This window comes from Allorhizobium borbori (assembly GCF_014196535.1).
Taxonomy (GTDB): domain Bacteria; phylum Pseudomonadota; class Alphaproteobacteria; order Rhizobiales; family Rhizobiaceae; genus Ectorhizobium; species Ectorhizobium borbori.
The window spans coordinates 204,722-229,072 of sequence record NZ_JACIDU010000005.1; the positions used below are offsets into that span (position 1 = coordinate 204,722).

The 24,351-nt window shown below is 57.8% G+C and carries 23 protein-coding genes; 17 read left to right on the plus strand and 6 right to left on the minus strand.

Translation table 11 applies throughout. The features are described 5' to 3' along the window. The first annotated feature begins 25 nt into the window (after positions 1 to 25). The 4 genes from traF to GGQ66_RS08350 all read left to right on the plus strand — a co-directional run bounded on the left by traF (position 26) and on the right by GGQ66_RS08350 (position 3,665). Positions 26 to 556 (plus strand): conjugative transfer signal peptidase TraF, encoded by a 531-nt coding sequence (traF, locus tag GGQ66_RS08335; RefSeq protein ID WP_237358829.1) that lies wholly within the window; start codon positions 26 to 28, stop codon positions 554 to 556. Beyond that, on the plus strand, positions 546 to 1,706 hold the full coding sequence (locus GGQ66_RS08340) for a conjugal transfer protein TraB (RefSeq protein ID WP_183791334.1): 1,161 nt from the start codon (positions 546 to 548) through the stop codon (positions 1,704 to 1,706). The genes traF and GGQ66_RS08340 overlap by 11 nt, the downstream gene beginning before the upstream one ends. Positions 1,707 to 1,719: 13 nt before the next feature. Continuing rightward, positions 1,720 to 2,325, plus strand: coding sequence for a TraH family protein (locus tag GGQ66_RS08345; RefSeq protein ID WP_183791336.1), 606 nt, complete (start codon positions 1,720 to 1,722; stop codon positions 2,323 to 2,325). Between the two features lie 86 nt (positions 2,326 to 2,411). After that, entirely contained in the window at positions 2,412 to 3,665 is a 1,254-nt protein-coding gene (locus GGQ66_RS08350; RefSeq protein WP_183791338.1) for an ATP-binding protein, read from the plus strand. 11 nt (positions 3,666 to 3,676) lie between these two features. Here GGQ66_RS08350 and GGQ66_RS08355 read toward each other — a convergent pair whose 3' ends face one another. Beyond that, on the minus strand, positions 3,677 to 4,306 hold the full coding sequence (locus GGQ66_RS08355; protein WP_210287207.1) for a DUF433 domain-containing protein: 630 nt from the start codon (positions 4,304 to 4,306) through the stop codon (positions 3,677 to 3,679). Between the two features lie 199 nt (positions 4,307 to 4,505). Between GGQ66_RS08355 and GGQ66_RS08360 the strand changes: the two genes are divergently transcribed. The 6 genes from GGQ66_RS08360 to GGQ66_RS08385 all read left to right on the plus strand — a co-directional run bounded on the left by GGQ66_RS08360 (position 4,506) and on the right by GGQ66_RS08385 (position 10,473). Then, positions 4,506 to 5,234 carry a LuxR family transcriptional regulator gene (locus GGQ66_RS08360; RefSeq protein ID WP_183791340.1) on the plus strand — a complete coding sequence of 243 codons (729 nt, stop codon included), beginning with the start codon at positions 4,506 to 4,508 and terminating at the stop codon, positions 5,232 to 5,234. A gap of 74 nt (positions 5,235 to 5,308) precedes the next feature. Next, a complete protein-coding gene (locus tag GGQ66_RS08365; protein ID WP_183791350.1) occupies positions 5,309 to 5,947 on the plus strand; it encodes an acyl-homoserine-lactone synthase in 639 nt (212 codons plus the stop codon). A gap of 198 nt (positions 5,948 to 6,145) precedes the next feature. Beyond that, positions 6,146 to 6,859: an autoinducer binding domain-containing protein gene (locus GGQ66_RS08370; protein WP_183791352.1), complete on the plus strand. Its 714-nt coding sequence runs from the start codon at positions 6,146 to 6,148 to the stop codon at positions 6,857 to 6,859. A 355-nt stretch (positions 6,860 to 7,214) separates the two neighbouring features. Next, positions 7,215 to 7,967, plus strand: a complete 753-nt coding sequence (locus tag GGQ66_RS08375) for a helix-turn-helix transcriptional regulator (RefSeq protein WP_183791354.1) — start codon at positions 7,215 to 7,217, stop codon at positions 7,965 to 7,967. 18 nt (positions 7,968 to 7,985) lie between these two features. After that, positions 7,986 to 9,056 carry a class I SAM-dependent methyltransferase gene (locus GGQ66_RS08380; RefSeq protein ID WP_183791356.1) on the plus strand — a complete coding sequence of 357 codons (1,071 nt, stop codon included), beginning with the start codon at positions 7,986 to 7,988 and terminating at the stop codon, positions 9,054 to 9,056. 1 nt (position 9,057) lies between these two features. After that, entirely contained in the window at positions 9,058 to 10,473 is a 1,416-nt protein-coding gene (locus GGQ66_RS08385; RefSeq protein ID WP_237358830.1) for a hypothetical protein, read from the plus strand. A 53-nt stretch (positions 10,474 to 10,526) separates the two neighbouring features. Here GGQ66_RS08385 and ctlX read toward each other — a convergent pair whose 3' ends face one another. Beyond that, the gene (gene ctlX / locus GGQ66_RS08390; RefSeq protein WP_183791451.1) at positions 10,527 to 11,456 is read right to left on the minus strand and encodes a citrulline utilization hydrolase CtlX; all 930 of its coding nucleotides are present in this window, start codon (positions 11,454 to 11,456) and stop codon (positions 10,527 to 10,529) included. A 5-nt stretch (positions 11,457 to 11,461) separates the two neighbouring features. Further along, positions 11,462 to 12,511: an ornithine cyclodeaminase gene (gene ocd / locus GGQ66_RS08395; RefSeq protein ID WP_183791453.1), complete on the minus strand. Its 1,050-nt coding sequence runs from the start codon at positions 12,509 to 12,511 to the stop codon at positions 11,462 to 11,464. 128 nt (positions 12,512 to 12,639) lie between these two features. Here ocd and GGQ66_RS08400 point away from each other — a divergent pair, with 128 nt between their 5' ends. The 3 genes from GGQ66_RS08400 (at position 12,640) to GGQ66_RS08410 (ending at position 14,784) form a co-directional block, all read left to right on the plus strand. After that, entirely contained in the window at positions 12,640 to 13,077 is a 438-nt protein-coding gene (locus GGQ66_RS08400; protein ID WP_183791358.1) for an Lrp/AsnC family transcriptional regulator, read from the plus strand. A gap of 199 nt (positions 13,078 to 13,276) precedes the next feature. Continuing rightward, entirely contained in the window at positions 13,277 to 13,549 is a 273-nt protein-coding gene (locus GGQ66_RS08405; RefSeq protein WP_183791360.1) for a helix-turn-helix domain-containing protein, read from the plus strand. Further along, a complete protein-coding gene (locus tag GGQ66_RS08410; protein ID WP_183791362.1) occupies positions 13,546 to 14,784 on the plus strand; it encodes a type II toxin-antitoxin system HipA family toxin in 1,239 nt (412 codons plus the stop codon). Before GGQ66_RS08405 ends, GGQ66_RS08410 begins: the two co-directional genes overlap by 4 nt. A 148-nt stretch (positions 14,785 to 14,932) precedes the next feature. Here GGQ66_RS08410 and GGQ66_RS08415 read toward each other — a convergent pair whose 3' ends face one another. From GGQ66_RS08415 to GGQ66_RS08425, 3 genes are all read right to left on the minus strand, one after another. Beyond that, a complete protein-coding gene (locus tag GGQ66_RS08415; RefSeq protein ID WP_183791364.1) occupies positions 14,933 to 15,748 on the minus strand; it encodes a GIY-YIG nuclease family protein in 816 nt (271 codons plus the stop codon). Positions 15,749 to 15,751: 3 nt separating this feature from the next. After that, entirely contained in the window at positions 15,752 to 18,058 is a 2,307-nt protein-coding gene (locus tag GGQ66_RS08420) for an AAA family ATPase (RefSeq protein WP_183791366.1), read from the minus strand. A gap of 531 nt (positions 18,059 to 18,589) precedes the next feature. Then, entirely contained in the window at positions 18,590 to 18,817 is a 228-nt protein-coding gene (locus GGQ66_RS08425; RefSeq protein ID WP_183791368.1) for a helix-turn-helix domain-containing protein, read from the minus strand. 362 nt (positions 18,818 to 19,179) lie between these two features. Between GGQ66_RS08425 and GGQ66_RS08430 the strand changes: the two genes are divergently transcribed. Genes GGQ66_RS08430 through GGQ66_RS08445 form a run of 4 tightly spaced genes read left to right on the plus strand, consistent with a single transcriptional unit; the run spans position 19,180 to position 24,321 of the window. Beyond that, positions 19,180 to 20,772: an ABC transporter substrate-binding protein gene (locus GGQ66_RS08430; protein ID WP_183791370.1), complete on the plus strand. Its 1,593-nt coding sequence runs from the start codon at positions 19,180 to 19,182 to the stop codon at positions 20,770 to 20,772. Positions 20,773 to 20,782: 10 nt separating this feature from the next. Continuing rightward, entirely contained in the window at positions 20,783 to 21,754 is a 972-nt protein-coding gene (locus GGQ66_RS08435) for an ABC transporter permease (protein ID WP_183791372.1), read from the plus strand. Between the two features lie 10 nt (positions 21,755 to 21,764). Beyond that, positions 21,765 to 22,646, plus strand: a complete 882-nt coding sequence (locus tag GGQ66_RS08440; RefSeq protein WP_183791374.1) for an ABC transporter permease — start codon at positions 21,765 to 21,767, stop codon at positions 22,644 to 22,646. After that, the gene (locus GGQ66_RS08445) at positions 22,636 to 24,321 is read left to right on the plus strand and encodes an ATP-binding cassette domain-containing protein (RefSeq protein ID WP_183791376.1); all 1,686 of its coding nucleotides are present in this window, start codon (positions 22,636 to 22,638) and stop codon (positions 24,319 to 24,321) included. Before GGQ66_RS08440 ends, GGQ66_RS08445 begins: the two co-directional genes overlap by 11 nt. Positions 24,322 to 24,351 lie beyond the last annotated feature (30 nt).

Sequence of the window (24,351 nt, forward strand, 5' to 3'; positions counted from 1 at the left end):
TCATCGACACAGAGTGCTACGGCGCATGAAACGGCTTATCTGGTTCTATCGGATCTCCAGCGTCAGTCTGTTCGCACTTGGCTTCATCGTCCTGCTTGGAGGACAGGGCTTCAGGGTCAATCTCACACCCAGTGAACCGCTGGGCCTCTGGCGGATCGTCAAACCCGATCGTCCGATTCTGGTCGGCGATCTGGTCTTCATTTGCCCACCAAACACCGACGCGATGCGCAAGGCGCGGGCGCGTGGATATCTGCGTTTCGGCCGATGCGCCGGCCGCGTGGCGCCGCTGATCAAGACGGTTGTGGCGACATCCGGACAGATGATCGAGATCCATGACGTTGTCCGGGTCGATAGTCGTCCGCTTCCTCACTCGCGCGTTGCGCCGTTGGACGGCAAAGGGCGAAAGATGGAGCGGTACGACGGGGGTGTCATTCCGCCCGGAACGGTCTTCCTGCATTCCCCGTTTTCGGGATCGTTCGATAGCCGGTATTTTGGTCCTTTGCCAATGGATGGAATCCTCGGACTGGCGCGAGAGGTCTGGACCTATGCGCCGTGATGCCTTCCGAACGGGTGTCCTCGTCGCGCTATCAACGAGTGTTGGGTGGATCGGCTGGAGCGGTGATGTGCTTCTCTTGCCCGTCGCGGCCACCTTCCCCATGCTTTGGTCCTTGGCACGGACGCGTCTGCAGGCAACGGCGGTCTCTGCCGCCTACTTCCTCGCTGCATCGCGAGGACTGCCGCAGGGGGTGGCGAACTTCTATTCATCGGATATCTGGCCCGGCCTTTTGCTCTGGCTGGTCGCCTCCTCCGCCTTCGTGGCGGTCCATTCGGTGCTCTGGTCGGATCGCAAGGGATGGCAAAAGCCGCTCCGTTACCTGGCTGCTTGCGTCGTGATGGCGGTCCCACCGTTCGGCATTTTGGGATGGGCGCATCCGATCACTGCTGCGGGCGTTTTGTTTCCCTGCTGGGGATGGTGGGGTCTGGGCGCGATGGCAGCCGGCCTGATCGTCATGACGACGCGTTATCGGCCGGCTGCAGCCTTGGCCATGACGGGCATTTGGCTCTGGTCCGCCGCTCAGTGGACGACACCGAACCTACCCGCATCGTGGATCGGTGTCGACCTTGAAATGGGCGCATCGCTCGGGCGTGAAACTGGCCTGCGGCGTCAACGTGACCTGATCGACATTGTTCGCCGTCACCCGCCGGGCACGACGATCGTATTACCGGAAAGCGCTCTCGGCTTCTGGACGCCGACGGTTAGCCGCACCTGGGAGCGATCTCTCACGGATAAGGGCATCACTGTCATCGCGGGAGCGGCCGTCATCGACAGCCAAGGCTATGACAATGTGCTCGTGAAAGTGTCGGCTGATGGGAGCGACATTCTCTATCGGGAGAGGATGCCGGTGCCCGGATCGATGTGGCAGCCATGGCGAGCCTGGGTTGGCGATCAAGGCGGCGCTCGGGCGCATTTCTTCGCCAATCCCGTCGTCCATGTCCGCGACCTGAGTCTGATGCCGCTGATCTGCTACGAGCAGCTTCTCATCTGGCCGGTCCTGCAGTCGGCGCTCCACCGACCCGACGCCATCCTCGCGGTCGGGAATGGCTGGTGGACCGCAGGGACATCGATCATCGACATTCAACGGGTAAGCAGTGAGGCCTGGGCCCGCCTGTTCGGCCTGCCGCTCGTCATCTCGTTCAACAGTTAGGTTTGGAGATCGCATGCTGGAAGCTGCGTTGATCAAGGAATGTGCTGAGCCATCGCTGAAGCCAGCTATCGTGGAACAGTTCGTGCAGGCTGTTGGCTCGGAGGACCCGCTGGCCATCACGGTGAGGTCCGGCGGCCGCCTCATCCTCATTCCCAAACCGAAAACACCCGAGGAAGCGATTGAGATCATTCGCGACAACATTGGCGGCTCGGTCGTGCGGGTCGGCCTCACCCAGATCCCGGCGGGCATCGGCCTGAAGGATGCTTCTGAATTGTCGGTCGATCTGGTCGAGCCCTGCGCCAATCTGCGGACGGGCACAGGAATGTTCGCCAAGATCCTCCGCATCGTCGCCAAATGGTATGGCAACCCGACGAATGAGGAGGTCTTTCCGCAGCTCTTCGACGATGCTGTGCATGCATGGCAGACCGGGAAGTTCGAGGGCGAGAGCGTGTTCCAGGTGGAGGACCCCGGTGGTGCGGTCGTGCAAGAATCAGAGGATGGCGATGAGGCAGAAGAGGCTCCGGAGGCCGACGCCACGCCCCAGGAGAAAGAAGAGCCGTCCACGCCTGACGATGCCGACATCCGCATCGATCTGACGAGGATCGGTGGTCAGAAATAGTCAGATTTTAGATTGGGCGGTCATAAAATTAAAAATGGACGACGAGACGCTTTAAATTGGACGGGGAAAGAATTAAAAATGGACGCATGATTGAACCGTCAGATTCTAAACCTCTCGTCGTCCGCAAAGTGCTGCCTCTCGTCGAGGCTGCCTTGGCAGACACCCGTGTTGTATTGATCTCCGGGCCACGACAGGCCGGAAAAACAACACTGGCGCGAATGTTCGCAAATGGGGATCGCCCTTACATCACACTTGATGATGCAGGTACCCTGAACGCAGCGAAAGCGGATCCGACGGGGTTCATCCGAGGGATCAAGCGCGCCGTTATCGATGAAGTACAACGGGCGCCAGATCTGATGCTCGCGATCAAGGCGAGCGTGGATGACGACCAGGAGCCGGGCCGATTCCTGCTGACGGGTTCTGCTAACCTCGCAACAATTCCCACCATTGCCGATTCCCTTGCCGGCCGAATGGCCGTCATTCCGCTTTTTCCCTTTGCGCAGGCCGAAGTCAGGTCGAGCCCAGGTCTTATGCTTGACCGACTGTTTGCCGGAGAGGAGCCGAGCACCAACGGTGATGTTGTCCTGGGCAAAGATCTTATGAGCATCGTACTGGCCGGTGGCTACCCGGAAGTCTTGAAACGCAACAGTGTTTCCCGTCGTGTATCGTGGCTTGAAGACTACGTCAGCTTGATACTGGATCGCGACGTGCGGGACATCGCCAACATCGATCAACTCGACCGCCTTCCACGTCTCCTTAACGTTCTCGCGGAGCACGCTGGACAATTGATCAACAACAGCAGCTTCGGCTCGGCGCTCGGGTTGTCAGGGGTAACAGCACAGAAATACGTCGCCATTCTTGAACGCCTGTTTCTGGTGAAGACGCTCGTGCCCTGGTCGAACAACCGGCTTAGCAGGCTTGTTAAAACGCCAAAGCTGCATTTCATCGACACAGGACTGCTAGCGGCCTTACGCGAAGACGAACTGGCCCGACTGTCCGACGACAAGACAAGATTTGGCGCGCTTCTGGAGAGCTTTGTTGTCTCCGAGTTGATGAAACTGGCATCCTGGTCGGAGAGGCGCGTTTCGTTCTCTCATTACAGGACCAAAGACCTGGATGAGGTCGATGTCGTGATTGAAGATCGGCGCGGCCGCATCATCGGCATTGAGATCAAGGCATCTGCGACCGTCAAGGCCGACGATTTTCGTGGGCTACGTCAGTTACAAGCAGCCGGCGGCGATCGTTTCGTCCGCGGCCTGGTCCTGCACGATCATGACCGCATCACACCCTTCGCCGAACGCTTGCAGGCTGCACCTCTCTCAATTTTATGGTCGATGTGAGACGATACCTGTCAGGCACGCGAGGGCTTCCTTGCACCTATCGTAAGCGATAGACGCTTTGACGATTTCACGGTCGCGCCGAGCTCGGATAGCTTGCGAGGCCGACCCCGTGCCGGGTGAGCAGCAGTCCATATTTCTGCAAGCTCAACCATGCGCAAAGTAAGCGAAGGATACCCCTCGATAATCTCCTCGGAGGTTGCGCCCTGCGCCTTCACGGCGGCAATCGTCCTGACCGGAACTCGGGTTTTGCGGAAGACCGGTTCACCGCCAAGGACACCCTTCACGGATTCGATAACCCGTTCCGCCTCCCGGAGCGCCTCCGCACGCGCGGCAAGCTGTTCGCGCGCACGCGCAACATCAACGATCAGATAGTCGTCCACTCGCACGGTATCGACATCGGGGTCCTGGTCGATCGTGTCAAAAAGCCGCTGACGACGCTCGGCCGACAAGATCGAACCGACCCCATACCAAAGCTTCAGGCGCAACAGGTCATCGTCGGAAAGCGCCCGTCCCTCGTCTTCAGAAAGACGACGTGCGATGATCCGTTTGTCGATTGCATTATGCACCGACTTCACGGCAACTTCGCTGACGGCAGCTGCCTCTGCAGGCGTATAGGCACGCGACATCTGAACAATAATCATTCTCCTTGCGGAGGATATATCATGATTCTCACTTATGATGTGAAGGCCTATGCTAAAATCTCATCGTACACCTGAGAGCCTACCGCATTCACAAAAAGGAGAGCTTGTCTTGATTGCTCGTAATTGAGTTGACAGACCAAAAACAACCAATAGCGTAGTTTTCGGGAGGAGCATGACACATTTGTGACGGTGTATGCTCTTGCAAACGTTAGAAAAAATCTACGATCTGCTGATCTCGGAGTTCGAAGACGGAACGGCTGATCCTCCTGCGCTGCTTCGGAAAATGTGCGCCTTCTACGGTTTGGCGTCAGCCGCTTACTTCGGTGTGAATGTCCAGAAAAGCACCGCGGCTGATCCGTTCCTGACGGTGACTTACTCCTCTGATTGGGTCACGCATTACAAGAAATCAAACTATGTGACCCTTGATCCGGTCATCCGCTCAGGCTTTTCCGCTGTCCTGCCGGTAGAGTGGAACGGGCATGACCATCGCGGTGCCAAGTTTCGAAGGTTCTTCGGCGAGGCTTCCGAATTTGGCATCGGCTACAATGGCTTGACGATACCTGTCCGCGGTCGTTCCGGTGATCGCGCACTCTTCACCATTACCGGCAATGGTAGTCCGGAGAAATGGCGACGCGACCTTAAGTATCTGAAACGCGACTTTCAGATGTTCGCTTACCTCTTCCATCAGATGGTCACGCGCCGTGGAAACCCGGAACGACCAATGGTGAGCCTTGCTCCGCGCGAGGTAGAGTGCCTCAAATGGAAGGCGACCGGAAAGACGGACTGGGAGACCTCAATGATTATGGGGATTTCAGAGAAGACGGTTCGATTTTACGTCAACCTCATCCTTTCGAAGCTCGGTGCTGCAAATATGACCCACGCCGTAACCAAGGCGTATAACGAAAACATACTGATCGGGCCTCCGTAAACCCGGTGGAAATGCCGGGTATTCACGCTCTCCGTTTTGTCCTTTCGTTGTTGAATAAACGAAAGGTGGAACAGATGTTGAAGATCGTGGAAACAGCAAATCGCTCAGAGTACCGCCAGCTTCTGGATGACATGCATGCCTTAAGGGCCCGGGTGTTCAAAGACCGATTGCAATGGGATGTGACGGTTACCGACGGTCGGGAGATCGACGTATTCGATGCGGCCGACCCTCTCTATCTTCTTGCCGTCAATGATACCACCGGGCGCCTTGAGGGTTCTGTTCGGCTGCTGCCGACAACCGGTCCGAATATGCTGCGAGACGTATTTCCCGTTCTGCTTCCCGATGGACTGGTTATCGAAAGCCCGCTCATCTGGGAGAGCTCGCGCTTCTGCATCGATCCCGACATGGCTCATAATGGGAGACGGCGGATCGACAGGGTGACGACCGAACTGCTGTGCGGAATGGTCGAGATTGGCCAATCCGCATGTCTTAGCCATATCGTCTCCGTTTACGATGCTCGCATGGCCCGCGTCTTTCGGGCATCGAACTGCCCTGCGGAGGTGATCGGCGTGCCGACGAGGATTGGCCGTGTCATGACCTACGCAGGACTCTTCGAAATTTCTCAGGTGTTGTGGGATGGCATCGCCGCCACCACGAATATCGCCGGTCCCTTGCTGGTTGAAGATCGCAACGCTGGTCGGAAGGTTGCTTAGGCACACTCCCTCTTGAAATATGCATGGTTCTTCAGCGCCCCGGCCCCACGCGGACGAAGGCAAATGTGGCGGTGTGCCCGCTTTGGGGCATACCGCCAGTCAACGGACTGGGCTGCTGGCTGTGCCCTTTTCAGTTGAAATCCACTCATGACGTCGCGCGTTACCAGTGCGGTAAAAATCACGACAGGACGACAAAGCATGAAGACATGGCTGCGGAACCTGATGGACGCAACATCCGTCATGACAACCACGAGGGCAATCTTCGATCTTGTGATGTTGTCGACCAAAGAGCTCGGGTTCGAGCACTTCTCTTACATCCATGTCGATGCCACAAATCTGTCGCGGCTGACGACGCTGTCAAATTTCCCGCCTCAATGGCAGGCGCGCTATCTCGAAGGCCGCTACGACGCTTTTGATCCCGTTCTCTCCCGTGCTCGACAATGTGCCCATGCCTTTTTGTGGAACGGTGAGGAGCTTTTGCGTGGGAGCCGGGCGTCGATCAGAAAAATGTTCATCGAGGCATACGATCTCGGGATCCGGGCGGGCGTCGCCATCCCCTTCGAGACCGGGTTGCGTGGTCGGGGGATATTCATGCTAACGACGGCGGATCCGCACCGTCTTCAGTCTCTGAAACTCGATCCCGTGCTTTCTGTAAACGCGGTCACCTTGTTGCACGCCCGCATTGAGGCATGCGCTGCGGAACTACCATCGTCGCCGATACCGGACCTCAGTGGCCGGCAAGCGATGACGCTGAAATGGTCTGCTGAAGGTCGTACGATGCGTGACATCGCGAAGATCGAGAACACGAGCTATTCCAACGTCCATTTTCATCTGATCAATGCGAAAAAGGCCTTGCGGGCAGATACGTTGCCTCAGGCGACCGCCGTCGCCACAAAACTGGGACTGATTTGATTCAAAAACCACGGCATGATCGGGGCGTTGACGGCGTCTGAACTGGTGGTCACTGGAGGCAGAGGCTCCGAGCAGTCAGGAGGGATCTCAGCAGCGGCCGCTCGATAGACTTCTGCGCAGGGATAGGATGTGGCGCTGACCCTAATCCCATCGGTTGGATCATCGTTGCCGGAAATCCCGCCATCGTCGCATGACGGCTCAGCCGAGTGGCTGGTTCGCGGCCTTTTCCGTTCCACTCATTCTTCTACCAGTTTCAGTCGCGGTGACCCGCGGCTAGGGTCGATATAGCCGCCGCCGGATTGTCAAGTTCGGCTAACCCTTTCGATTTCGGTACAATCACGTCATTCGAATGCAAATGGACGATCGGACACATTTAGCGCGGTCGCTGCTCGACATTCAAACGTTGGAAACACCAGAGGAATTGGCCGACGCACTTAACGTCATCAGCGCGCGCTACGGCTTGTCCCATGTGACATTTCTGGCCTTGCGAACCGGTAGCACATCACCTCTCACTCCATTTTACGCCAGTACGTACCCGCAAGAATGGATCAACACCTACGTGGTGAACGATTACATCGCCATCGATCCGGTTGTTGCGATTGCGCGAACGGGTCTCCTGCCGATGGACTGGTCGTCGGTCAAACGACAGTCCGGCGAGGTCACGCACTTCTTCGACGATGCCATCCGCCATGGCGTTGGCCCCAATGGACTTGCAATCCCTATCAGGGGTGCCAATGGCGAACGGTGTTTGTTTTCAGTCACCTCGGACTTACCGAACGAGGATTGGGCGGTTCTCAAACGATCGATCGTCCACGAACTGCATATCATCGCCTACTATCTGCACGAAAAGGTCATGAGAATCTCCGGCCTTCGCCATCCAGGCATGGAACGTGATCTTTCAACGCGGGAACGGCAATGCCTTCAACTGCTCGCATCCGGTAAGATCTACAAGCAAATCGCGGCCGCTCTTGACGTCTCCGAAAGCGCGGTTCGCATCTACATCCGATCGGCCAGGCGCAATCTGACGAATTCGGCAAATTGCGGTTCTCTCCCTGGGCTTCACAATCCTCTCTCACACACGCCAGCGACATGGGATGCGCTGTGTTGACCGAGAAGGGAGCCGAAGATGGTGGATCCGCAAACGATAGAACGCTGGCGAAACGCGCCGCGGCTGACCTCGTTCTCCACGTTTTTCCAGCGTACCGCCAGCCAGGAAGGTGGCGTTCCCGACATTGCACAGCCCGAGCCGGATCTGAGCCTGCTCGATTTCGACCTTGATTGCGCCGTGTTCGCACACAGCCATGCACGCCTGTTCGGTGGTTTCGACGGTCACTATTATGCCAGCATCCCTTACCGGCTTGAGGAGCAGATCCGCCTGGGAGCCGGCATATATTCCTTTGCAACGCGAATTTGGGCCCGCACAGCGAAACCCGCGACCGTCTACACCCTTGGGGCCGGGACCGGCTGCTTTATTCGTACATTGGCCGTCCTTGGAGATGGTCGCCTCAAGACGCTCTGCTGCAGTGCAACAGCTGCCAACCGTGATGTGTTTCTGGCAAACCGCGCAAGTGAACATGCCCATTTTTTCTTCGGCCCGTTTTTCGCGCTCGACAGCGAGCGGTACATCGCCGATCCTGATCTCTCAGATTTCCAGAATGGCTTCGATATCCTTTTCGAAGACACTACATTTCAGATGTTCGATCGGGATCGGGTGCGGCAACTCGAGTTTATCGCACCCCGTATCAAGCCAGGTGGCATTCTCCTGCAGGTGCAGAAGCTCGCCCAGCAAGATCCGCTCGTTTATGACGAGCGGGAATGGCAGAAGGACGAATTGTTCAAGACGCGGTATTTTTCACGACAGAACATCTCGGAGAAGAAGTCTGAAATCCTCAATACGATGTCGGATTGCCAGGTTGACCTACCAACCACGGTTACGGCGCTGAGGTCGTTCTTCCGCTATTCAGTGGTTATCTGGAACAGCGGCAACTTTTACACCAACGCATCCTCCAACGCGCGCTCCTCTTTGCTCGAGTTTATCTCATCGTTGGTGAAGCCGGCGATACCACCGGCTTACTGCTATGAGGCATTGCCGCTCGTTTTGACCGATACGCAATCCGAGCCAATAGCCCCTGCCCTTGCATGGCGGCGAGCGAACGCGGTGTGTTCGTCGGCGCCTGGTCAACGGCAGGATTGTTGACATGACATCGGATGATGACACGCCATCCATCGAATACTGCAGCGCGACGGATGTCCGTCGGTCACTATCATCTCTCCTTCCCAATCTAGTACCGTACTGGACACGTCGGTTGGGTGACTATGCCGGCTTTGTCTACGGAATTGAGGCATTCCGATCTGAAAACGAAGTGCGTCTTCACGCGATGGATCGCCTTCGCCACTGCATTGAAAGAGCAGCGCTGAAATCAGGCTTCAACACCGATCAGGCGGTCAGCGCTGGCGCCGATGTCGTTGCCGCGCCGGTAATACAAACCGGTCCGCATGCGCTGCTTCTCGTGGAACCCGATGCTTTTTACACGCATCTCTTCAGCCTTCTCGGCCTTTTGGCCCATGGCAGGCGATGGCACATTACCTACTCGGTCTCGACATCTGCTTTTAGGGAAAGCGCCAAGAAGGGACCGGGCTGGCTGCCGCTGGAAGGAGAGGCCTTGAACGTATTTGGCCTCCCTCGTAAACGGCTGGTCGGAACCAGTATTGCCTGCGAGAACGGACCCTATCGTTATGCCCTGTCAAACTCGCGGGGGCAGACCGCACCGAGTGCTTCGGCGCGCCGGCTTTTGGATATACTGCCGAAGGCAGAGTTTCGGACAGGCGCCGAGGCGATCAAGATGGGCAATCAGGCGCTTTGGCAAGAACTGTTCGCCGCACCGGTCAACCGCCTGCAACTCGATGATTTCGACATGGCCGATCTGATTGCCGATCATCTCGAAGATTCCGCATCCTGGTTGTCGGCACATTTCGTCGGCGGCACGGGTGCGGCCTTGGCTGTTTTGCAGGAGATTGATCGTTTGAATGCCGGTCCATGGGCGGGTTGGATCCGGCGGACGACCGATCTCTTCTGGGGGTTGGGAAAGGACCGTGTATTCCCTCTCTACCTCAATGACGGCGTGCTCAGATCCGCACGGTCTCCGGGCCTGGAGGTGAGTTTTACACCGGAATGTCTGGCGCAGGCCCTCCGCGACCGAACGATCTTGCCTGGCATGTTCATGTCCTATCTCGTGACCGCGATCCTGCCGGGCGTGAGAGTGCTCGGAGGATGCCGGCAAACGGTCTACCTTCCTCTGATGCGCCATCTGGCTGCGGTCGGATTTGACGTGGCAGGTGACCGCGAGTTCCCGCTGACGCTAAAGGACGACGAGCGACCCGGCGTTTGGGGGCACCGTGTGCTGAAGCCCGTTGATGGACGGCCGCTTCAAGAGATCGAAGCGGCAGGCGGAATTTTACCTTTGCTTACAAAATACGCCGATCTGACGTTGGAGGATGCCAGTGGCAACCTTTCAAGCTTCACGCGAGATCCGATCTGGGCGGCGATGTCGGCGAATATCGCTTCTGGCAGCATCACGCCGAAATCGCGCGAATGGCAATGGTCAGGTCTATGACCGCATCGCCGTGGCGACGGTCACAGATGCTCCGGCTTCCTAGGCTTTGATATTCAGCGGCATGTCAGGTGGATGCCGGCAAGTGTGCAACGGACGGAACCGCCGGCTTTCTCGATGGTTTGAATATTGAGGGCCACCGGTTCGGCGAACGCGCCTATCGCCTTCACCTGTTCCCTGTCGAGCGCCGCCAGCGCCGTAGCCGACAGCGCCAGAATGCGTCCGCTTTGCCCCTGCAGCTCCAGCGCATTGCCTGCGAACCGGCGAATCTGGTCATTGGTCAGTGCAATCACGTCCCGACCAGACCGTTTGAGCCGCATCACGATTTCAGCGCGTCGTCTTTCGCTGGCGATCATGTCCAGACCGATCATCGCGAAATCCGTCGCCACGCACATCAGTACATTGGTGTGATACACGGGAACGCCCTGCTCATCGCAGGCATCGAATACCATCGGCTCGAAATTGAAGTGCGTGCAGAACCGTTCGAGCGCGATCGGGTCCGTCCTGTCGGAACGCGCCGCATAGGCCACCCGGTCGATGTGATCGAGAACCATCGCGCCTGTTCCTTCAAGAAACAGCCCGTCGGGCTCCAATCCCGAATAATCGATGATATCCTGCACCCGGTAGCGGGTTTTCAACATCTCGATGACGTCCGCGCGGCGTTCCCGGCGGCGGCTTTCAGCCTTCATCGGATAGATGGCCACGTGACCGCCAGCGTGGGTCGAGAACCAGTTATTGGGAAACACCGAATCCGGCGTGACTTTTCCTTCGTCCTCGAACAGATGAACGGTCACCCCGTGATCTTGCAGGGTCCGGGCGGTTGCGGTGATTTCGGCATAAGCAATTGCCGCGAGATCGGCGTCATCGTCATGCATCACCTGGAAACTGTTATCGGCGGCGGTCTCGGTATTCACGGTAAAATGGTGCGGGCGCACCATAACCACAGCCCCCGGGGCCTGAACGGAATAAGTGGTTCTCTTCGTCATCGCCGTCACACCTTCGCACGGCGCAGCATGCCGAACAGATCGCGCGGATCGTCCGGGTCGGCAATGATGTCTATTTCCTGGTAAAAATCAGTGCCTTTCAACTTTTCCCGGACATAGCGTAAAGCGGAAAAATCTTCCACCGCGAAGCCCACGCTGTCGAAAAGGGTGATTTGGCGTTGATCCCGCCGCCCTTCGGCTTCGCCGCGCACAACGCGCCACAGCTCTGTAACTGGATAATCCGGATCCATCTGCTGGATCTCGCCTTCAACGCGGGTCTGCGGCGGGTACTCCACGAATGTATCCGCGCGCGCAAGAATGTCCTTGTGCAGCTCTGTTTTGCCCGGGCAATCCCCGCCGATGGCGTTGATGTGTACGCCCGCGCCGACCATGTTGTCCGTCAGAATGGTCGCGAATTGCTTGTCGGCCGTGCAGGTCGTGATGATCCCCGCGCCCCTGATTGCCTCGTGTGCCGTGCCGCAGGCCGTAACGATCAGGCCGGAGTCGGCGAGATTGGCGGCAGCTTTGGCGGTCGCCTGCGGATCGATATCGTAAAGCCGGACTTCCTCGATACCCACTACCGCCTTCATAGCCAATGCCTGAAACTCGGCCTGGGCACCGTTACCGATCATCGCCATGACCCTGACCTTTTTAGGGGCCAGATGTCGCGCGGCCATGGCCGACGTCGCGGCGGTGCGCAACGCCGTTAACAACGTCATTTCCGTCAGAAGAACCGGATATCCCGTCGACACCTGCGCCAGCAGCCCGAATGCGGTCACGGTCTGAAACCCTGCCGCCATGTTCTTCGGATGGCCGTTTACATATTTGAATCCATAGATCTCGCCGTCCGAGGTCGGCATCAGCTCGATAACGCCATCGCGGGAATGGGAAGCGATGCGCGGCGTCTTGTCGAAGACGTCCCATCGGCGAAAGTCGGCCTCAATGGCGTCCGTCAATTCCACCAGCATGGTTTCGACACCGACATGATGAACGAGACGCATCATGTTCTCGACGCTGACAAAGGGAATGAGCGCTTTTGCGGAAGGAAACTGGGACATGGCTGCTCCTTGGTTATTCGCCAAGGCTAACGCGGCGCATGTTCAACAAAAATCGCAAAAAAGTGTTTAAATCGACAGAGAAATAATCAAAATGACCACATCAGTTGCCATAAATGACAGTGAAGCAAATGGACGTTGCCAAATACATTCCCGATGAACTCGACCGTCGCATCATCGCGCATCTGCGTGGCGACGGACGTGCTTCCCTTGCAAAGCTGGCGGATGCAATCGGCGTTGCGCGCGGCACGGTGCAGAACCGGCTGGACCGGCTGACGGAAACCGGAACGCTGCTAGGGTTCACGGTGCGGATACGCGAGGACTATGACGACCGAAGGGTTCACGCCGTGATGATGGTCGAAGTCGTGGGAAAATCGACGACGCAGGTCATCCGCAAGCTGCGCGGCATACCGGAAATCGCTTCGCTCCATACCACCAATGGCAAATGGGATCTGGTGGCTGATATTCGTGCGGGCAGTCTTTCCGACTTCGATCGCGTGCTGCGTGAAATCCGCATGATCGATGGCGTGTCCAACAGCGAAACAAGCCTTCTGCTAAGCAGCGTCTGACGTCGTGATTGCAACGGAAACATTGTCTTTTGAGGAAAGCGTATGCACGACCGCCCCCGTTCGTGGGCTCCCACTACGGTTCTAAAGCTTCCCGATCAGGACGATCTTGCGTGGATGTCAGCGATTCTTCCTGTTCGGTAAGATTGTCATTGAATCCCTCAAAAACTTACTGTACGGTAAGTCTTCGCTGGAGTGTTAAATGTTTCGGTCTGCGCGTGAATTCGGAGCTGCTGTCCGCGAAAAACGGAAAGGTCTCGGCTGGACCCAGGTCGAGCTTGCCGCGCGCTCCGGTACGGGGGAGCGCTTCATCGTCGAACTCGAATCCGGAAAGCCGAGCAGTCAGCTCGAAAAGGCGTTGATCGTTGCGCGCACTGTCGGTCTTGAGATTGGCGATCTCAAGACAGCGCGGGCGGCTTCATCCTCATCTGATGATGGTCTTGGTTTCTTGCCAACTTTCGGGGATGGTCGATGACGACCATCTTTTACGAGACTTTTCCAGTTGCCCATCTGGCTTTCGCAGGCGAATGGCGCCTGAACTATGACCATAGCTGGGAGACGCGCCGCTCGGCTTTTCCTGTTTCCCTGACCATGCCGCTGCGCTCTGGTCCTGTTGGCGCCGATAGGTTGCTACCCTGGCTCGCCAATCTCCTCCCGGAAACACACCTTGCCGAAATCGGCCAACGATTGAAGGTGTCTCCGCAGGACATCGTCGGGCTGCTCGGTCACATTGGACGCGACACCGCAGGCGCCCTTTCAATTGGTGAGCCTCGAAAGCCGGGCATTCACCTTCAACCCGTGCCGGATGCGGTTGCACTGGAACGCATTTTGAACGAACTACCCGCCAAGCCCTTCCTGGTGGGGGAGCGAGGCGTATCCATGTCGCTCGCAGGCGTCCAGGAGAAATTACCTGTCTTCGTTGATGAAGGCGGTGGGATTTCAATTCCGGTCGACGGCACACCGTCTACGCACATCTTAAAACCGGACACCCGGCATCTGGCCGGAAGCGTTGAAAATGAGGCTTTCTGTCTTGCTCTCGCAAGTGCCTGCGGCCTTGAGGCTGCGGATGCGACCATTGGTGTAAGCGGTAAGCGACGTTATCTGCTTGTAAAGCGCTATGATCGCTTCACAGACGTGCAAGGAGAAATCCGTCGCCTGCATCAGGAAGATCTCTGCCAGCTAACGGGCCATTTCCCGTCGCAAAAATACGAACGATCGATAGCAGGCGGCGGAGTAACCCTGAAAATGATGTTCGACGCCATCAGCGATCTTGTTTCCCCTGCCGAACGCTCAAAGCTTCTCGACGCTGTGATTTTCAATGTGCTGATCTGTAATTCGGATTCGCACGCGAAGAATTATTCCATTCTCATAGGGGCCAGTGGATCCGCCAAGTTGGCGCCTCTTTATGACCTGATGTGTGCGGCGGTTTACCATCAGGTTGATCAGAGCCTGCCGCAGGGGGTTGCCGGACGGTTCACCGCATCGGACTTGCAGCCAGCGGATTGGCAGGCGTTGGCGGATGAAGCCGGATTAAGCGGCGCATCGACTCTCCGGCGTGTCGACGAACTTGCAGAGCTTGTCAGCGCCACTTGCGAGGATGTGGCCCCGCAAATTGCTGCCATTGCGGCCGATCCAACGAGGGTTATTGAGAAGGTTACCCACAGCATTCAAAAACGTTGCCGGCGAATACAGGCGCAAGCCAAAGCGTGATGACGTGAGCCGCCGATAGGATCCAGCGTGAACCGGCAGCTTTGCGCCGCCATTTCGGCGGTTCGACCGATATTCGCGACTTCCTCAAAGCCGACATTGCTTATAGCGTATCCTCCAAACTTAGGTCGACCAAGCCTGCACGCTGAAGTTAGCGGTACCCTGCCCGACCGCCCGGGATCATGTTGAGCCGCCTAGTGTCCTCCCAATGGCCGCGCACCAGCGCTTCTTCCGCTTCGTAAAGCGCCTCGGCGTCGGTCGTAACAGCCATCACCTTGTGGTGGATGTAGGTCACTCGCTTGGCCTCCAGTTCCTCCCGCAGCTTTCGGTGAAACAGCAGGTTGCTGCCCTTGCGCATCGCGCGCCGATGCTCGGCCCAGCGGGTCTTCCAGCTCCGCGTCGTGATGCCGACGTAGAAGTAGCCATCGACGGGGTAGGAGCCGCCCTCGCCGAAGATATGCTGGTAGAGGACGAACGACTTCTTCGGCCAGCCATTCGGCGCGATGAGGATGTGCGCAGGTGCCGAGAACAGGATGCTCGGTTCTGTCACGCCTGCGGACGGCATGTTGATGTCGAATCTGCGCGCCGCGGCCATGAGCGCGAGGTCGGTCACGAGGTCGAGGCGAATCACGGGCGATAGTATGAGCTCGCCGGCTTGTTGAGGCTTACCAGACCTATATTCGTCAATGCCGATCGACACGTTCCGGTGTCCCTCGCGCATGCGCTCCTGCGGCACGACGAAATTCAAGCCGTTACGCATCGCGACCATGTGAAAATCCGGGACGACGTCGCCAGCTTTGATCCGGATCACGCCACCTGGCTCCCGCGCGCTATTAAGCCAGAACTTACCGTAGTCCGTCTCGCACCAGGTGCGTAGCCGCTGCTCAAACTCCCCGCGCAGCCTGTGCATCGAGGTTGGGGTAAGATGCTCCCACCACGCCTTATCGATCGAGACCGGGCCAGCCATCTCCTATCCACCAACTGGTTGCTCGGGAGCTTGGGTAGGCGGGGCAAGTCGAGCGGGAGGAGCCGCGGCTGCATCCACAGGTACCGCAATCACTCCGTCATCTTGCGAATCGTCCTCGCTGATGCGCATCATCATCCGGTAGTGCGCGCCGTGCCCTGTGCGCTCGAACACCTCTCTGAACACATGTAGATAGCCTTGCACGGCATTGTCATCGACGGCAACGTAGATATCGTCGTGCGAGCTGTGCGATCCGTCGTTGATCCACGAGAATAGCGAGGCACAGATCTGGGCGTCGCGCCCTTCAAAAAGTGCAACGATTTCGTCCTGCTTCAGCCCGCCGAGCACGGTCAGATAGTTCTCGACGATCCGACGCATCGTGTTCTGGATAGTGAGGTTCGGTCGGTCTGGGTTGCGCACCTCATCCCACAGCAGTTCGTAGGAGGTCTTGACCGGGTTGTAATCGTAGTGGGTGACCGAGGACACATTCTCGCGCTTCCGAACGATCCAGAAAGTCTCGAACGACCGCGCCTGGCCACGGCGCTCTCGGTCGAAACTGACCTCTTTGTGAAAGTAGATGTTGTGCGTGAGCACGAACACCTGCCGTACGTTGCCTACATTCTGCCGCACGTCGGATATGACCTTCCGGATCAGCGCACTGACGACGAACAGGACGTCAGCGTCGAGACTCGAGACGGGATCGTCGAATACCACAACCTTCTCGACTGCGGTGCCGGTGGACGAGGTACTGCCAGCTAGTTGGTGATAGAAGTAGAGGAAGGTGATGAAAGAGCGCTCACCCTCGCTCAAGGAGTAAGCTGCATCGCTCCCGTCCAGTCGAACAAGGCGATACATGTCGTCGCGCTCACCAGCCACCTCGAGGCGGAAGTTGGAGAAGCCATACTGGCTGAGTATCCGATTGATGGAATCGACCGTCGGGCGAACGCTTGTGATCGTCTCTTCGATCGCGGAAAGTTGGCGTCTTAGGTCCGCTCGCCGCGTGGTCTTGTCGCCCATGCTGCGACGCATACCGTCGATCGCGCGGTTAAGATTGCTGGCCGTGGTCTGGTAGGTTTCGAGATCCGTGCGTCGTTCCTCGACGACAAACCTCCATATCTGCGCGGTCAGCGCCGACTTCGCACTCGCGAGGTTGCGGATGGTGGTGTTATACTGCTCCGTTGCATCATTCGCGGCTGCAATCAGGGCGGTGATCGCAGCCGTCAACTCGACCGTAGCGTCTAGTTCTACCACACCACTCGGCTCCTTCCGTTTCGCCATAATGCGTTCAATGTTGAGTTCGAAAGCAGTCTTCAGCGCCGCGGAGCGTTCGCCGAGGATGACTGCGTCCACAAACCTATGTGGCGCCGCAATGAGGGCGTCAATGCGGGCGATGACGGCATTGACAGCCTGCTCATACGACGCCGCGAGAAGGTCAATTGAGGCGAGATCAGCCTCATACTGCTCGTCGAAGAACGCGTTGAGATCATCAAGCAGTCCGGCGGGTGCTGGTTGTTGGCAGAATGGACATGGGCCGTCGGCCTCGGCCAGATATCCAACGCCCTGCTTGACCCAATCGCTGTTGCCAAGGCGGCCGATGAGAGCGGCCACGACCACGTCGTCGCGGCCCACAACGCTGCGCGCGAGGATCGGAGAAGCCTCCAGACCCGCGAAGCGGTCAAAGGAAATCGGAGCGATCGCGATCTCCGGCGTCGCGGCATCCTGGAAGACGGTCGCCGCCTCCGCTGTCAGGGCGTCCAGCGTCTTCAACTTCGAAATGTTACGCTCTGCCTCGGCCAACAGTTTCGTGCAGAAGTCGCTCTTCTTGCCACGGTAGCCCGTGAAGGCGTCCATGAACGCGTCCTTGTGGTCGATCTGCGACTTCCAGCACGCATCGATCAGTGCTGCTCGCGCTGCCGCAAGTTCGGCCTCGCGGCCGCCGGTACCGTCCTCTCCCACAAGATTCCGGCGCAGGTTGACGATGTCGCTATCAAGTCCTGCGATCTCGCCCGTAAGGCGTTCTATCTCCGCCACCGCCCGGGTCGAATCCTCACCGAGCGTAAAGATGCCCTGCATCTGGTCGCCAAAGCTGGCCTCGGCGAAATCTCGGTTGAAGACCAATGTCGCAAGCTCGCGTCCGTCGCGCCAATTGACAGTATATCCCGCACAGATCGACGGGTCGTGGACCGCGCGCGAGATCGTCGTCTTGCCGCAGCCATTGTGACCGAACAGGTAGTTGATCTTCTTCAGGTCCGTCAGCCGCTCGCCAGTGGCCGGATAGGTCGCCACGTTGGCGATCTCGATGTCGGTGATCAAGCGATTTCCCCCAATACCACTCCGCCCGCGATATTATCTCCAGACGACCGCATAATTGACGTAGAAATATTACCCAACCCACGTCGTCGCGGAGCATCTAAGAAACAACCCTGGCTGGCAAGAAATTTTTTGCAAGGTATCTAAGAGGCAAGTGGGCGTCATGCGTTTACCGATATTCTGTGGGATAACTATTTCGCAATCCTGAGCCTGCCTCGCCTGCGTCTGCTGGGTTCTAGTGCCAACCCGGATCCTGTTCGGGGGAGCCGGAACGCGGGGTCTCGGCTAGTCAGCGACATGATCTGCGCACGTTTTGCGTCACCAAGTTACGCGGAGGCGAGACTACGCCCGTTGGTCACGACAATCTCATGGTTCTCATGTTCGTCGCGTGCGGTCCGCCGGAGGAGATTCGAACCGGTGGTTCATGTTTCGAATGCTATGTGGATGTCTACTTTCTCGACCTTGCTCATCGGAACCGGACTGACAGCTTGCGGCCCCATTGCGGTCGCTCGCCGCTTACCGATTTACATCGGCTCAGCTTGGACTCCGAAACCGCACGCCTACACCGCCACCATTCTCCGGAATGAACTCGATACCGGCTTCTTCCAGCTTTTCTTGAATGCGTGCGAGCGTCTTTTCGCGTAGTTCTTCTCCACGCTCAAGCCGAACAATTGTCTGCGTCGAAACGCCTGCAGCTTTAGCAAGCTCCACAACACCCCATCCCAACGCGGTACGCGCGAGCTTACATTGAATTGGCTTCATATCACCATACGATGGTGATTTTGGTTGCGCGGCATAGGGTCTTCCTGTAGGTCTTTTCTTGCAAGCAGTCAGATAGCGTGTTGGAGCACGCCACCTGACCTAACCACAATCAAGCTGGTAGGAGCTCGGATCATGGCTGATTCTGAGAATAGCAGAACTTTGCCTGCAATTATCCAAAGAAACCTTTCCACACGCAACGACCGCCTCTTTTTGTAGCCCGCTGCAAACAGGTCGCATCGTCCTGCCGGCTGTATTTTGCCGGCCTGCCCGGGGCATCTGTTCCGTGGTCGCGGTTACGTGCGCGGTGAAAGCCCCTTCATTGCGGCAGGTCGGACGCTAAAAATCAACAAGGGAACATGAGAATGGCTTTCAAGCATCAATTTCGCACGTCCGTATTTGCCGTGGCGCTCGTCGTAGCGGCTTCGGGAGGCCTCTTCGGGACGGTCGCATTAGCGGAGGATTTGCGCGTGGGAACGCAGTTCAAGCTGATGACGCTCGACCCGCATTATGCCGATCTCAGCGAAACCAACTCCCTGCTGTCCCATATCTACGAGCATCTCGTCACCCAGGATGCACAGATGAACCCGCAGCCGCAGCTGGCAACATCGTGGAAGCGTTTGTCGCAAACGCAATGGGAGTTCAAGCTGAGGGAGGGCGTCAAGTTCCACGATGGTTCGCCCCTCACCACTCAGGATGTCATTTACTCGATCGAGCGAATCCGCGACTTTCTGAAACCACCAAGCGGCGGCTATCGCTCCTACACCCAGGCGATCAAGTCCGTTACGGCACCCGATCCGTTGACCGTTGTCATCGAAACGACCAACGACATTCCGACCTTGCCGCTCATGATGACACCGATTTTCATCATGCCGCACAAGGCGGATGGTTTCGCGACCACCGAGGCGCTGAATGCCGCAGCCAAGCCTGTCGGTACCGGGCCCTACAAGTTTGAAAGCTGGCAATCGGGCGAAACCCTGAACCTGGTGCGTAACGATGCCTATTGGGGTGCAGCACCGGCATGGTCGAATGTGCGGTTTCGCGTCATCGAAAGCCCGGCGGCGCGTGTCGCGGCATTGACAACGGGTGATGTCGACGTCGCCGACTATATTCCGGCTCGCGATGTGGCGGGCCTCGAACAGCGTGGCGTCAAGGTTGAAAGCACCGCCGCCGCCCGCTCGAATTTCCTGCAGTTCGATCTCGACCGAGATAAGCTGCCGGGTGTCACCGACAAGGCCGGCAAGGAAATCGGGAACCCCTTCAAGGACAAGCGTGTCCGTCAGGCTCTCACCATGGCCTCGGATCGCGCTTTCATCGCGGACAAGATCCTGCTCGGCTATGGCACCGCGGCAGCACAGATCTTCCCGCCCGGTCTGGCTGGTACGTCTGAAAACCTGAAGGTGACGCCGCCAGACTATGAAGGTGCAAAGACACTTCTTGCGGAGGCCGGATTTCCGGATGGCTTCAATGTCGTGCTTGCCGGACCCGGCGGTCGCTACCCCGGCGACAGCGAGTCCCTGCAGTCGATTGCGCAAAACTGGGCCCGGATCGGTGTGAATGTCCAGCCGGTCGTCTCACCCTTTTCCGTCTACACCACGAAGCGTTCGAACGGCGATTACCCCGCCTGGTATGGCGGTTGCTCCGGCGAGGCCGTCACCTTCTGCCTCGGCGCCATTCTGGGCTCCGCCGATACGGGTGCCGGAACGGGGTCGCTGAATTTCGGGAAGTACAAGAACCCGGAATTCGATGCCATGCTGGCCAAGGCAATGACCATGGAAGACGGCCCCGATCGCAATGCGGCGCTGGCCAAGGCGACTGAGTTCGTCATGGCCGATTATCCCACCCTGCCCCTCTATCATTTTCACCTGATCGTCGGACATGGCCAGAAGGTCAGCTCCTATGCAGTCCATCCGCGTGGATGGACAACCGCCATGCAGGCGGCCCCCTCGAGCAAGTGAGGGGTCACCGATGATGACCATTGTTATTGGAAGGCTTTCACAAGCCTTCCTTCTCCTTCTCGTCATGTCGGTGATCGCGTTTGCCGGCATTCACAGCGTCGGCAACCCCGTTTTCAACATCGTCAATATCGAGACGGCGACGCCTGACGACATTCGAAACGCAACAATCGCGCTTGGCCTCGATCAGCCGTTCTGGTGGCAGTATTTTCTGTTCATGAAGAATGTCCTCAGCGGCAACTTCGGGACCTCGTACATCTATCATCTGCCGGCATTTTCGCTTGTCATGAGCAAACTGCCTGCCACATTCGAACTCGCTGTAATCGCAATGCTGATTGCAGCGCCTTGCGGTACTTTGATTGGTCTGGTGGCGGGACGTCACCAGGGCGGACTGTTCGATCGCGTTGTTCTCAGGGCCAGCGTCTTTGCCCTGAGCATTCCCTCCTTCTGGCTGAGCATGATGCTGATCCTGCTTGGCGCCATTCTGCTCGGATGGTTCCCTGCGAGCGGTCGCGGCACAACGGCTGTTTGGTTTGGCATGGAATGGAGCGCCCTCACCTCAGATGGATGGCGACGCCTGACACTGCCGGCCCTCGCACTGGCGTTGCCGAACATCGCATTGATCGCGCGGCTTGCTCGTGCTGGCGCGATCGAAGTTGAAGGCCAGGACTTCATCCGGTTCTGCCGCGCCAAGGGCCTGTCACCTCAGCGTATCCTGTTCAGACACACCCTGCCCAACATCAGCATTCCGATCGTCACGATTATCGGCATGCAGTTCGGCGGCATGCTGGCTTTCGCCGTTGTGGTGGAAACCATTTTCGCATGGCCGGGCGTCGGCAAGCTCCTGATCGATTCCATCCAGCTCCTGGATCGGCCCGTCGTCATGGCGACGCTGACCTTCGTTTCCGTTGTCTTCGTTGGGCTGAACGCTCTCGTCGATCTCTTTTATGCCGTGCTCGATCCGCGCGTGCGTCTTTCCACATGAGGAGAACCCCATGACGACAGAGACACTTCGATTGCTTTGGAAGTCGCGACGTGAGTATTGCTTCACCCTGTCCGGATTGCTGCTAGCGAGCTACTTCATCGTTGCCGTGACGGCACCGTTCATCGCGCCGCAAGATCCCTATGATCCCTTGCAGATCCAGGCTTGGGAGGCGTCCTCACCACCTGGCACCCATTCCGGGAGCGGGTTCGTTTACTGGCTCGGGACCGATGGTCTCGGGCGGGACATTGTCAGCACCATCCTTTATGGATTGCGTATCAGCCTGTTCGTCTCGATCACCAGCACGCTGATCGCGGCCTTCATCGGACTGACATTGGGCGTCAGTGCGGCCTATTTTGGCAAGTGGGTTGATGCGGTGATCATGCGGGTCGTTGACCTCCAGCTTAGCCTTCCTACCATATTGGTCGCCTTGATCGCGATCGTCACGCTTGGTCCTGGTATCGATCGCATCATCCTGGCGATCGTCATCGTCCAATGGGCGACCTATGCCCGGTTGGCACGCGGTGTTGCGCTTAGCGAAATCGGTAAATCCTATATGGACGCGGCACGCCTGCTTCGCTTGCCGAAGAGGCGCGTCATTCTGCGGCATCTCCTTCCGAACAGCATGGCACCGGCGATCACCCTGATACCGATCGAACTGGGGCACGCCATTGCTCTCGAGGCGACCCTGTCGTTTCTCGGATTGGGTGTTCCCGTCGACAAGCCTTCACTCGGTTCGACCGTGGCGAACGGCTTTCAATACCTGTTGACCGGTCAGTACTGGATCAGCCTTTTCCCCGGCATTGCTCTCTTCGCCCTTATCGCAAGCATCAATTTTGCGAGCGAGGACATTCGTCACCGGCTGAATCCGAGGAGCCGCTCCCATGGTGTGTGACAACGCAAACAATTCCCTGCTTCAGGTCGACAATCTCACCCTGCGGCATCGCTCACCGGCAGGCGCTACCACAATTTTGAAAGATGTCAGCCTGACCCTTCGGCGCGGCGAGATTCTGGGTCTTATTGGTGAGTCCGGTGCTGGCAAGTCGACCCTCGGCAATGCCATTCTTGGCTTGCTCAACCCCGAATTCGAACGTGTGGCAGGTTCGATCCTGTTTGATGGCATGTTGCTTGACGATATGGATGAACGCCAATGGACCAAAATCAGAGGGCGGCGGATATCGGCGATCTTTCAAGACCACACCGCCTCGCTTGACCCCCTGATGGCGATTGGTCCTCAACTTGAAGAAGCCATTCTCGCCAGTATCGACGAGACACTGCGCGATGAAGCCTATGAGGTGACGATTGACCTCCTCACACGGGTGGGCATTCCTGATGCGCGGGAACGTTACCACAGCTATCCTCATCAATTCTCCGGTGGCCAGCGTCAGCGTATCGTGATCGCTATCGCGCTTGCCGGAGCGCCCGACATCATCATAGCAGACGAGCCGACATCTGCACTCGATGCGACCGTGCAGAAGCAGATCCTGGCTCTCCTGCGGGAACTCGTCGATGAGACCGGCGTGTCCATCATTCTTGTGACCCATGATATGGGGGTCGTATCCGACATCACGGACCGGGTGGTCGTAATGCGTTGCGGCGAGGTCATTGAGCAGGGTTTCACCGCCGCACTTCTGGATGCTCCGTCACGGGAATATACGCGCAGCCTTCTGAAAGCCGTGCCGCGACTGCGGTTGTCAGATCAGCGCGGCGCACCGAATAAGGCTGAGACCTTAGCCTCCTCCCCGGATGAGCACGCTCGCGCTGAGGTTGGAGCTCAAGCCTCGCCAATCCTGGTTGTGCGTGACGTCACGAAGACGTTTTCCGAAAGTGGGCTTGGCTGGCTTCGCAAGGGGGCCGATAAGGTTGCGCTCGAGAGCGTCTCTGTCGAACTCACGCGTGGTGCCATTACCGGTATTGTCGGTGAAAGCGGCAGTGGCAAAAGCACGATCGGCCGGATTATTGCTGGCCTCGAGACCGCAAACGATGGGACGCTTTCAATCGACGACATGAACTTTGACGTCGCCCGCCCTGGTCACAGGAGTGGTCTGCTCGGCCAGGTGCAGATGATCTTTCAGGATCCAGCCATTTCCCTCAATCCGCGCATGACGATCGGTGAGACCCTGCGGGAAAGTGTCCGGTTCGGCAACGCGAAGGCTGGCGATCCGGCAGCGCTGATTGCAGGCATGCTGGATCGTCTTCAACTGGCTCAGCCGCTTGTAACGCGATACCCACATCAATTGTCCGGAGGGCAAAAACAACGCGTCTGTATCGCACGCGCCCTTCTCGCCGGGCCGCGCATCATCGTTGCCGACGAGCCGACCTCCGCACTCGATGTCTCGGTGCAAGCCGAGATCGTGGCGCTTCTGAAAGAGTGTGTGATCGAGCAGGGCGTATCGATGCTCTTCATCTCGCATGATCTCGCACTCGTTCAGGCGCTCTGCAGCTCAATCTACATTTTCCGGAATGGACAGGTCGAAGATGCCGGTTCCTCGGACTTCATCTTTGCACGGTCGCAGAACCCTTACACGCGCGGGCTGATCGAAGCACGGTCGAGCCGGTTTACCCATTGACGGTCGCGGCCTTCTGGCCGTCCGCCGCTA

Excerpts from the sequence above, each read along its gene's own strand:
- traF (WP_237358829.1), top strand. The coding sequence starts at position 26 with ATGAAACGGCTTATCTGGTTCTATCGGATCTCCAGCGTCAGTCTGTTC.
- GGQ66_RS08340 (WP_183791334.1), top strand. The coding sequence starts at position 546 with ATGCGCCGTGATGCCTTCCGAACGGGTGTCCTCGTCGCGCTATCAACG.
- GGQ66_RS08345 (WP_183791336.1), top strand. The coding sequence starts at position 1,720 with ATGCTGGAAGCTGCGTTGATCAAGGAATGTGCTGAGCCATCGCTGAAG.
- GGQ66_RS08350 (WP_183791338.1), top strand. The coding sequence starts at position 2,412 with ATGATTGAACCGTCAGATTCTAAACCTCTCGTCGTCCGCAAAGTGCTG.
- GGQ66_RS08355 (WP_210287207.1), bottom strand. The coding sequence starts at position 4,306 with ATGATTATTGTTCAGATGTCGCGTGCCTATACGCCTGCAGAGGCAGCT.
- GGQ66_RS08365 (WP_183791350.1), top strand. The coding sequence starts at position 5,309 with ATGTTGAAGATCGTGGAAACAGCAAATCGCTCAGAGTACCGCCAGCTT.
- GGQ66_RS08370 (WP_183791352.1), top strand. The coding sequence starts at position 6,146 with ATGAAGACATGGCTGCGGAACCTGATGGACGCAACATCCGTCATGACA.
- GGQ66_RS08375 (WP_183791354.1), top strand. The coding sequence starts at position 7,215 with ATGGACGATCGGACACATTTAGCGCGGTCGCTGCTCGACATTCAAACG.
- GGQ66_RS08380 (WP_183791356.1), top strand. The coding sequence starts at position 7,986 with ATGGTGGATCCGCAAACGATAGAACGCTGGCGAAACGCGCCGCGGCTG.
- GGQ66_RS08385 (WP_237358830.1), top strand. The coding sequence starts at position 9,058 with ATGACATCGGATGATGACACGCCATCCATCGAATACTGCAGCGCGACG.
- ctlX (WP_183791451.1), bottom strand. The coding sequence starts at position 11,456 with ATGACGAAGAGAACCACTTATTCCGTTCAGGCCCCGGGGGCTGTGGTT.
- ocd (WP_183791453.1), bottom strand. The coding sequence starts at position 12,511 with ATGTCCCAGTTTCCTTCCGCAAAAGCGCTCATTCCCTTTGTCAGCGTC.
- GGQ66_RS08400 (WP_183791358.1), top strand. The coding sequence starts at position 12,640 with ATGGACGTTGCCAAATACATTCCCGATGAACTCGACCGTCGCATCATC.
- GGQ66_RS08405 (WP_183791360.1), top strand. The coding sequence starts at position 13,277 with ATGTTTCGGTCTGCGCGTGAATTCGGAGCTGCTGTCCGCGAAAAACGG.
- GGQ66_RS08410 (WP_183791362.1), top strand. The coding sequence starts at position 13,546 with ATGACGACCATCTTTTACGAGACTTTTCCAGTTGCCCATCTGGCTTTC.
- GGQ66_RS08415 (WP_183791364.1), bottom strand. The coding sequence starts at position 15,748 with ATGGCTGGCCCGGTCTCGATCGATAAGGCGTGGTGGGAGCATCTTACC.
- GGQ66_RS08425 (WP_183791368.1), bottom strand. The coding sequence starts at position 18,817 with ATGAAGCCAATTCAATGTAAGCTCGCGCGTACCGCGTTGGGATGGGGT.
- GGQ66_RS08430 (WP_183791370.1), top strand. The coding sequence starts at position 19,180 with ATGGCTTTCAAGCATCAATTTCGCACGTCCGTATTTGCCGTGGCGCTC.
- GGQ66_RS08435 (WP_183791372.1), top strand. The coding sequence starts at position 20,783 with ATGATGACCATTGTTATTGGAAGGCTTTCACAAGCCTTCCTTCTCCTT.
- GGQ66_RS08440 (WP_183791374.1), top strand. The coding sequence starts at position 21,765 with ATGACGACAGAGACACTTCGATTGCTTTGGAAGTCGCGACGTGAGTAT.
- GGQ66_RS08445 (WP_183791376.1), top strand. The coding sequence starts at position 22,636 with ATGGTGTGTGACAACGCAAACAATTCCCTGCTTCAGGTCGACAATCTC.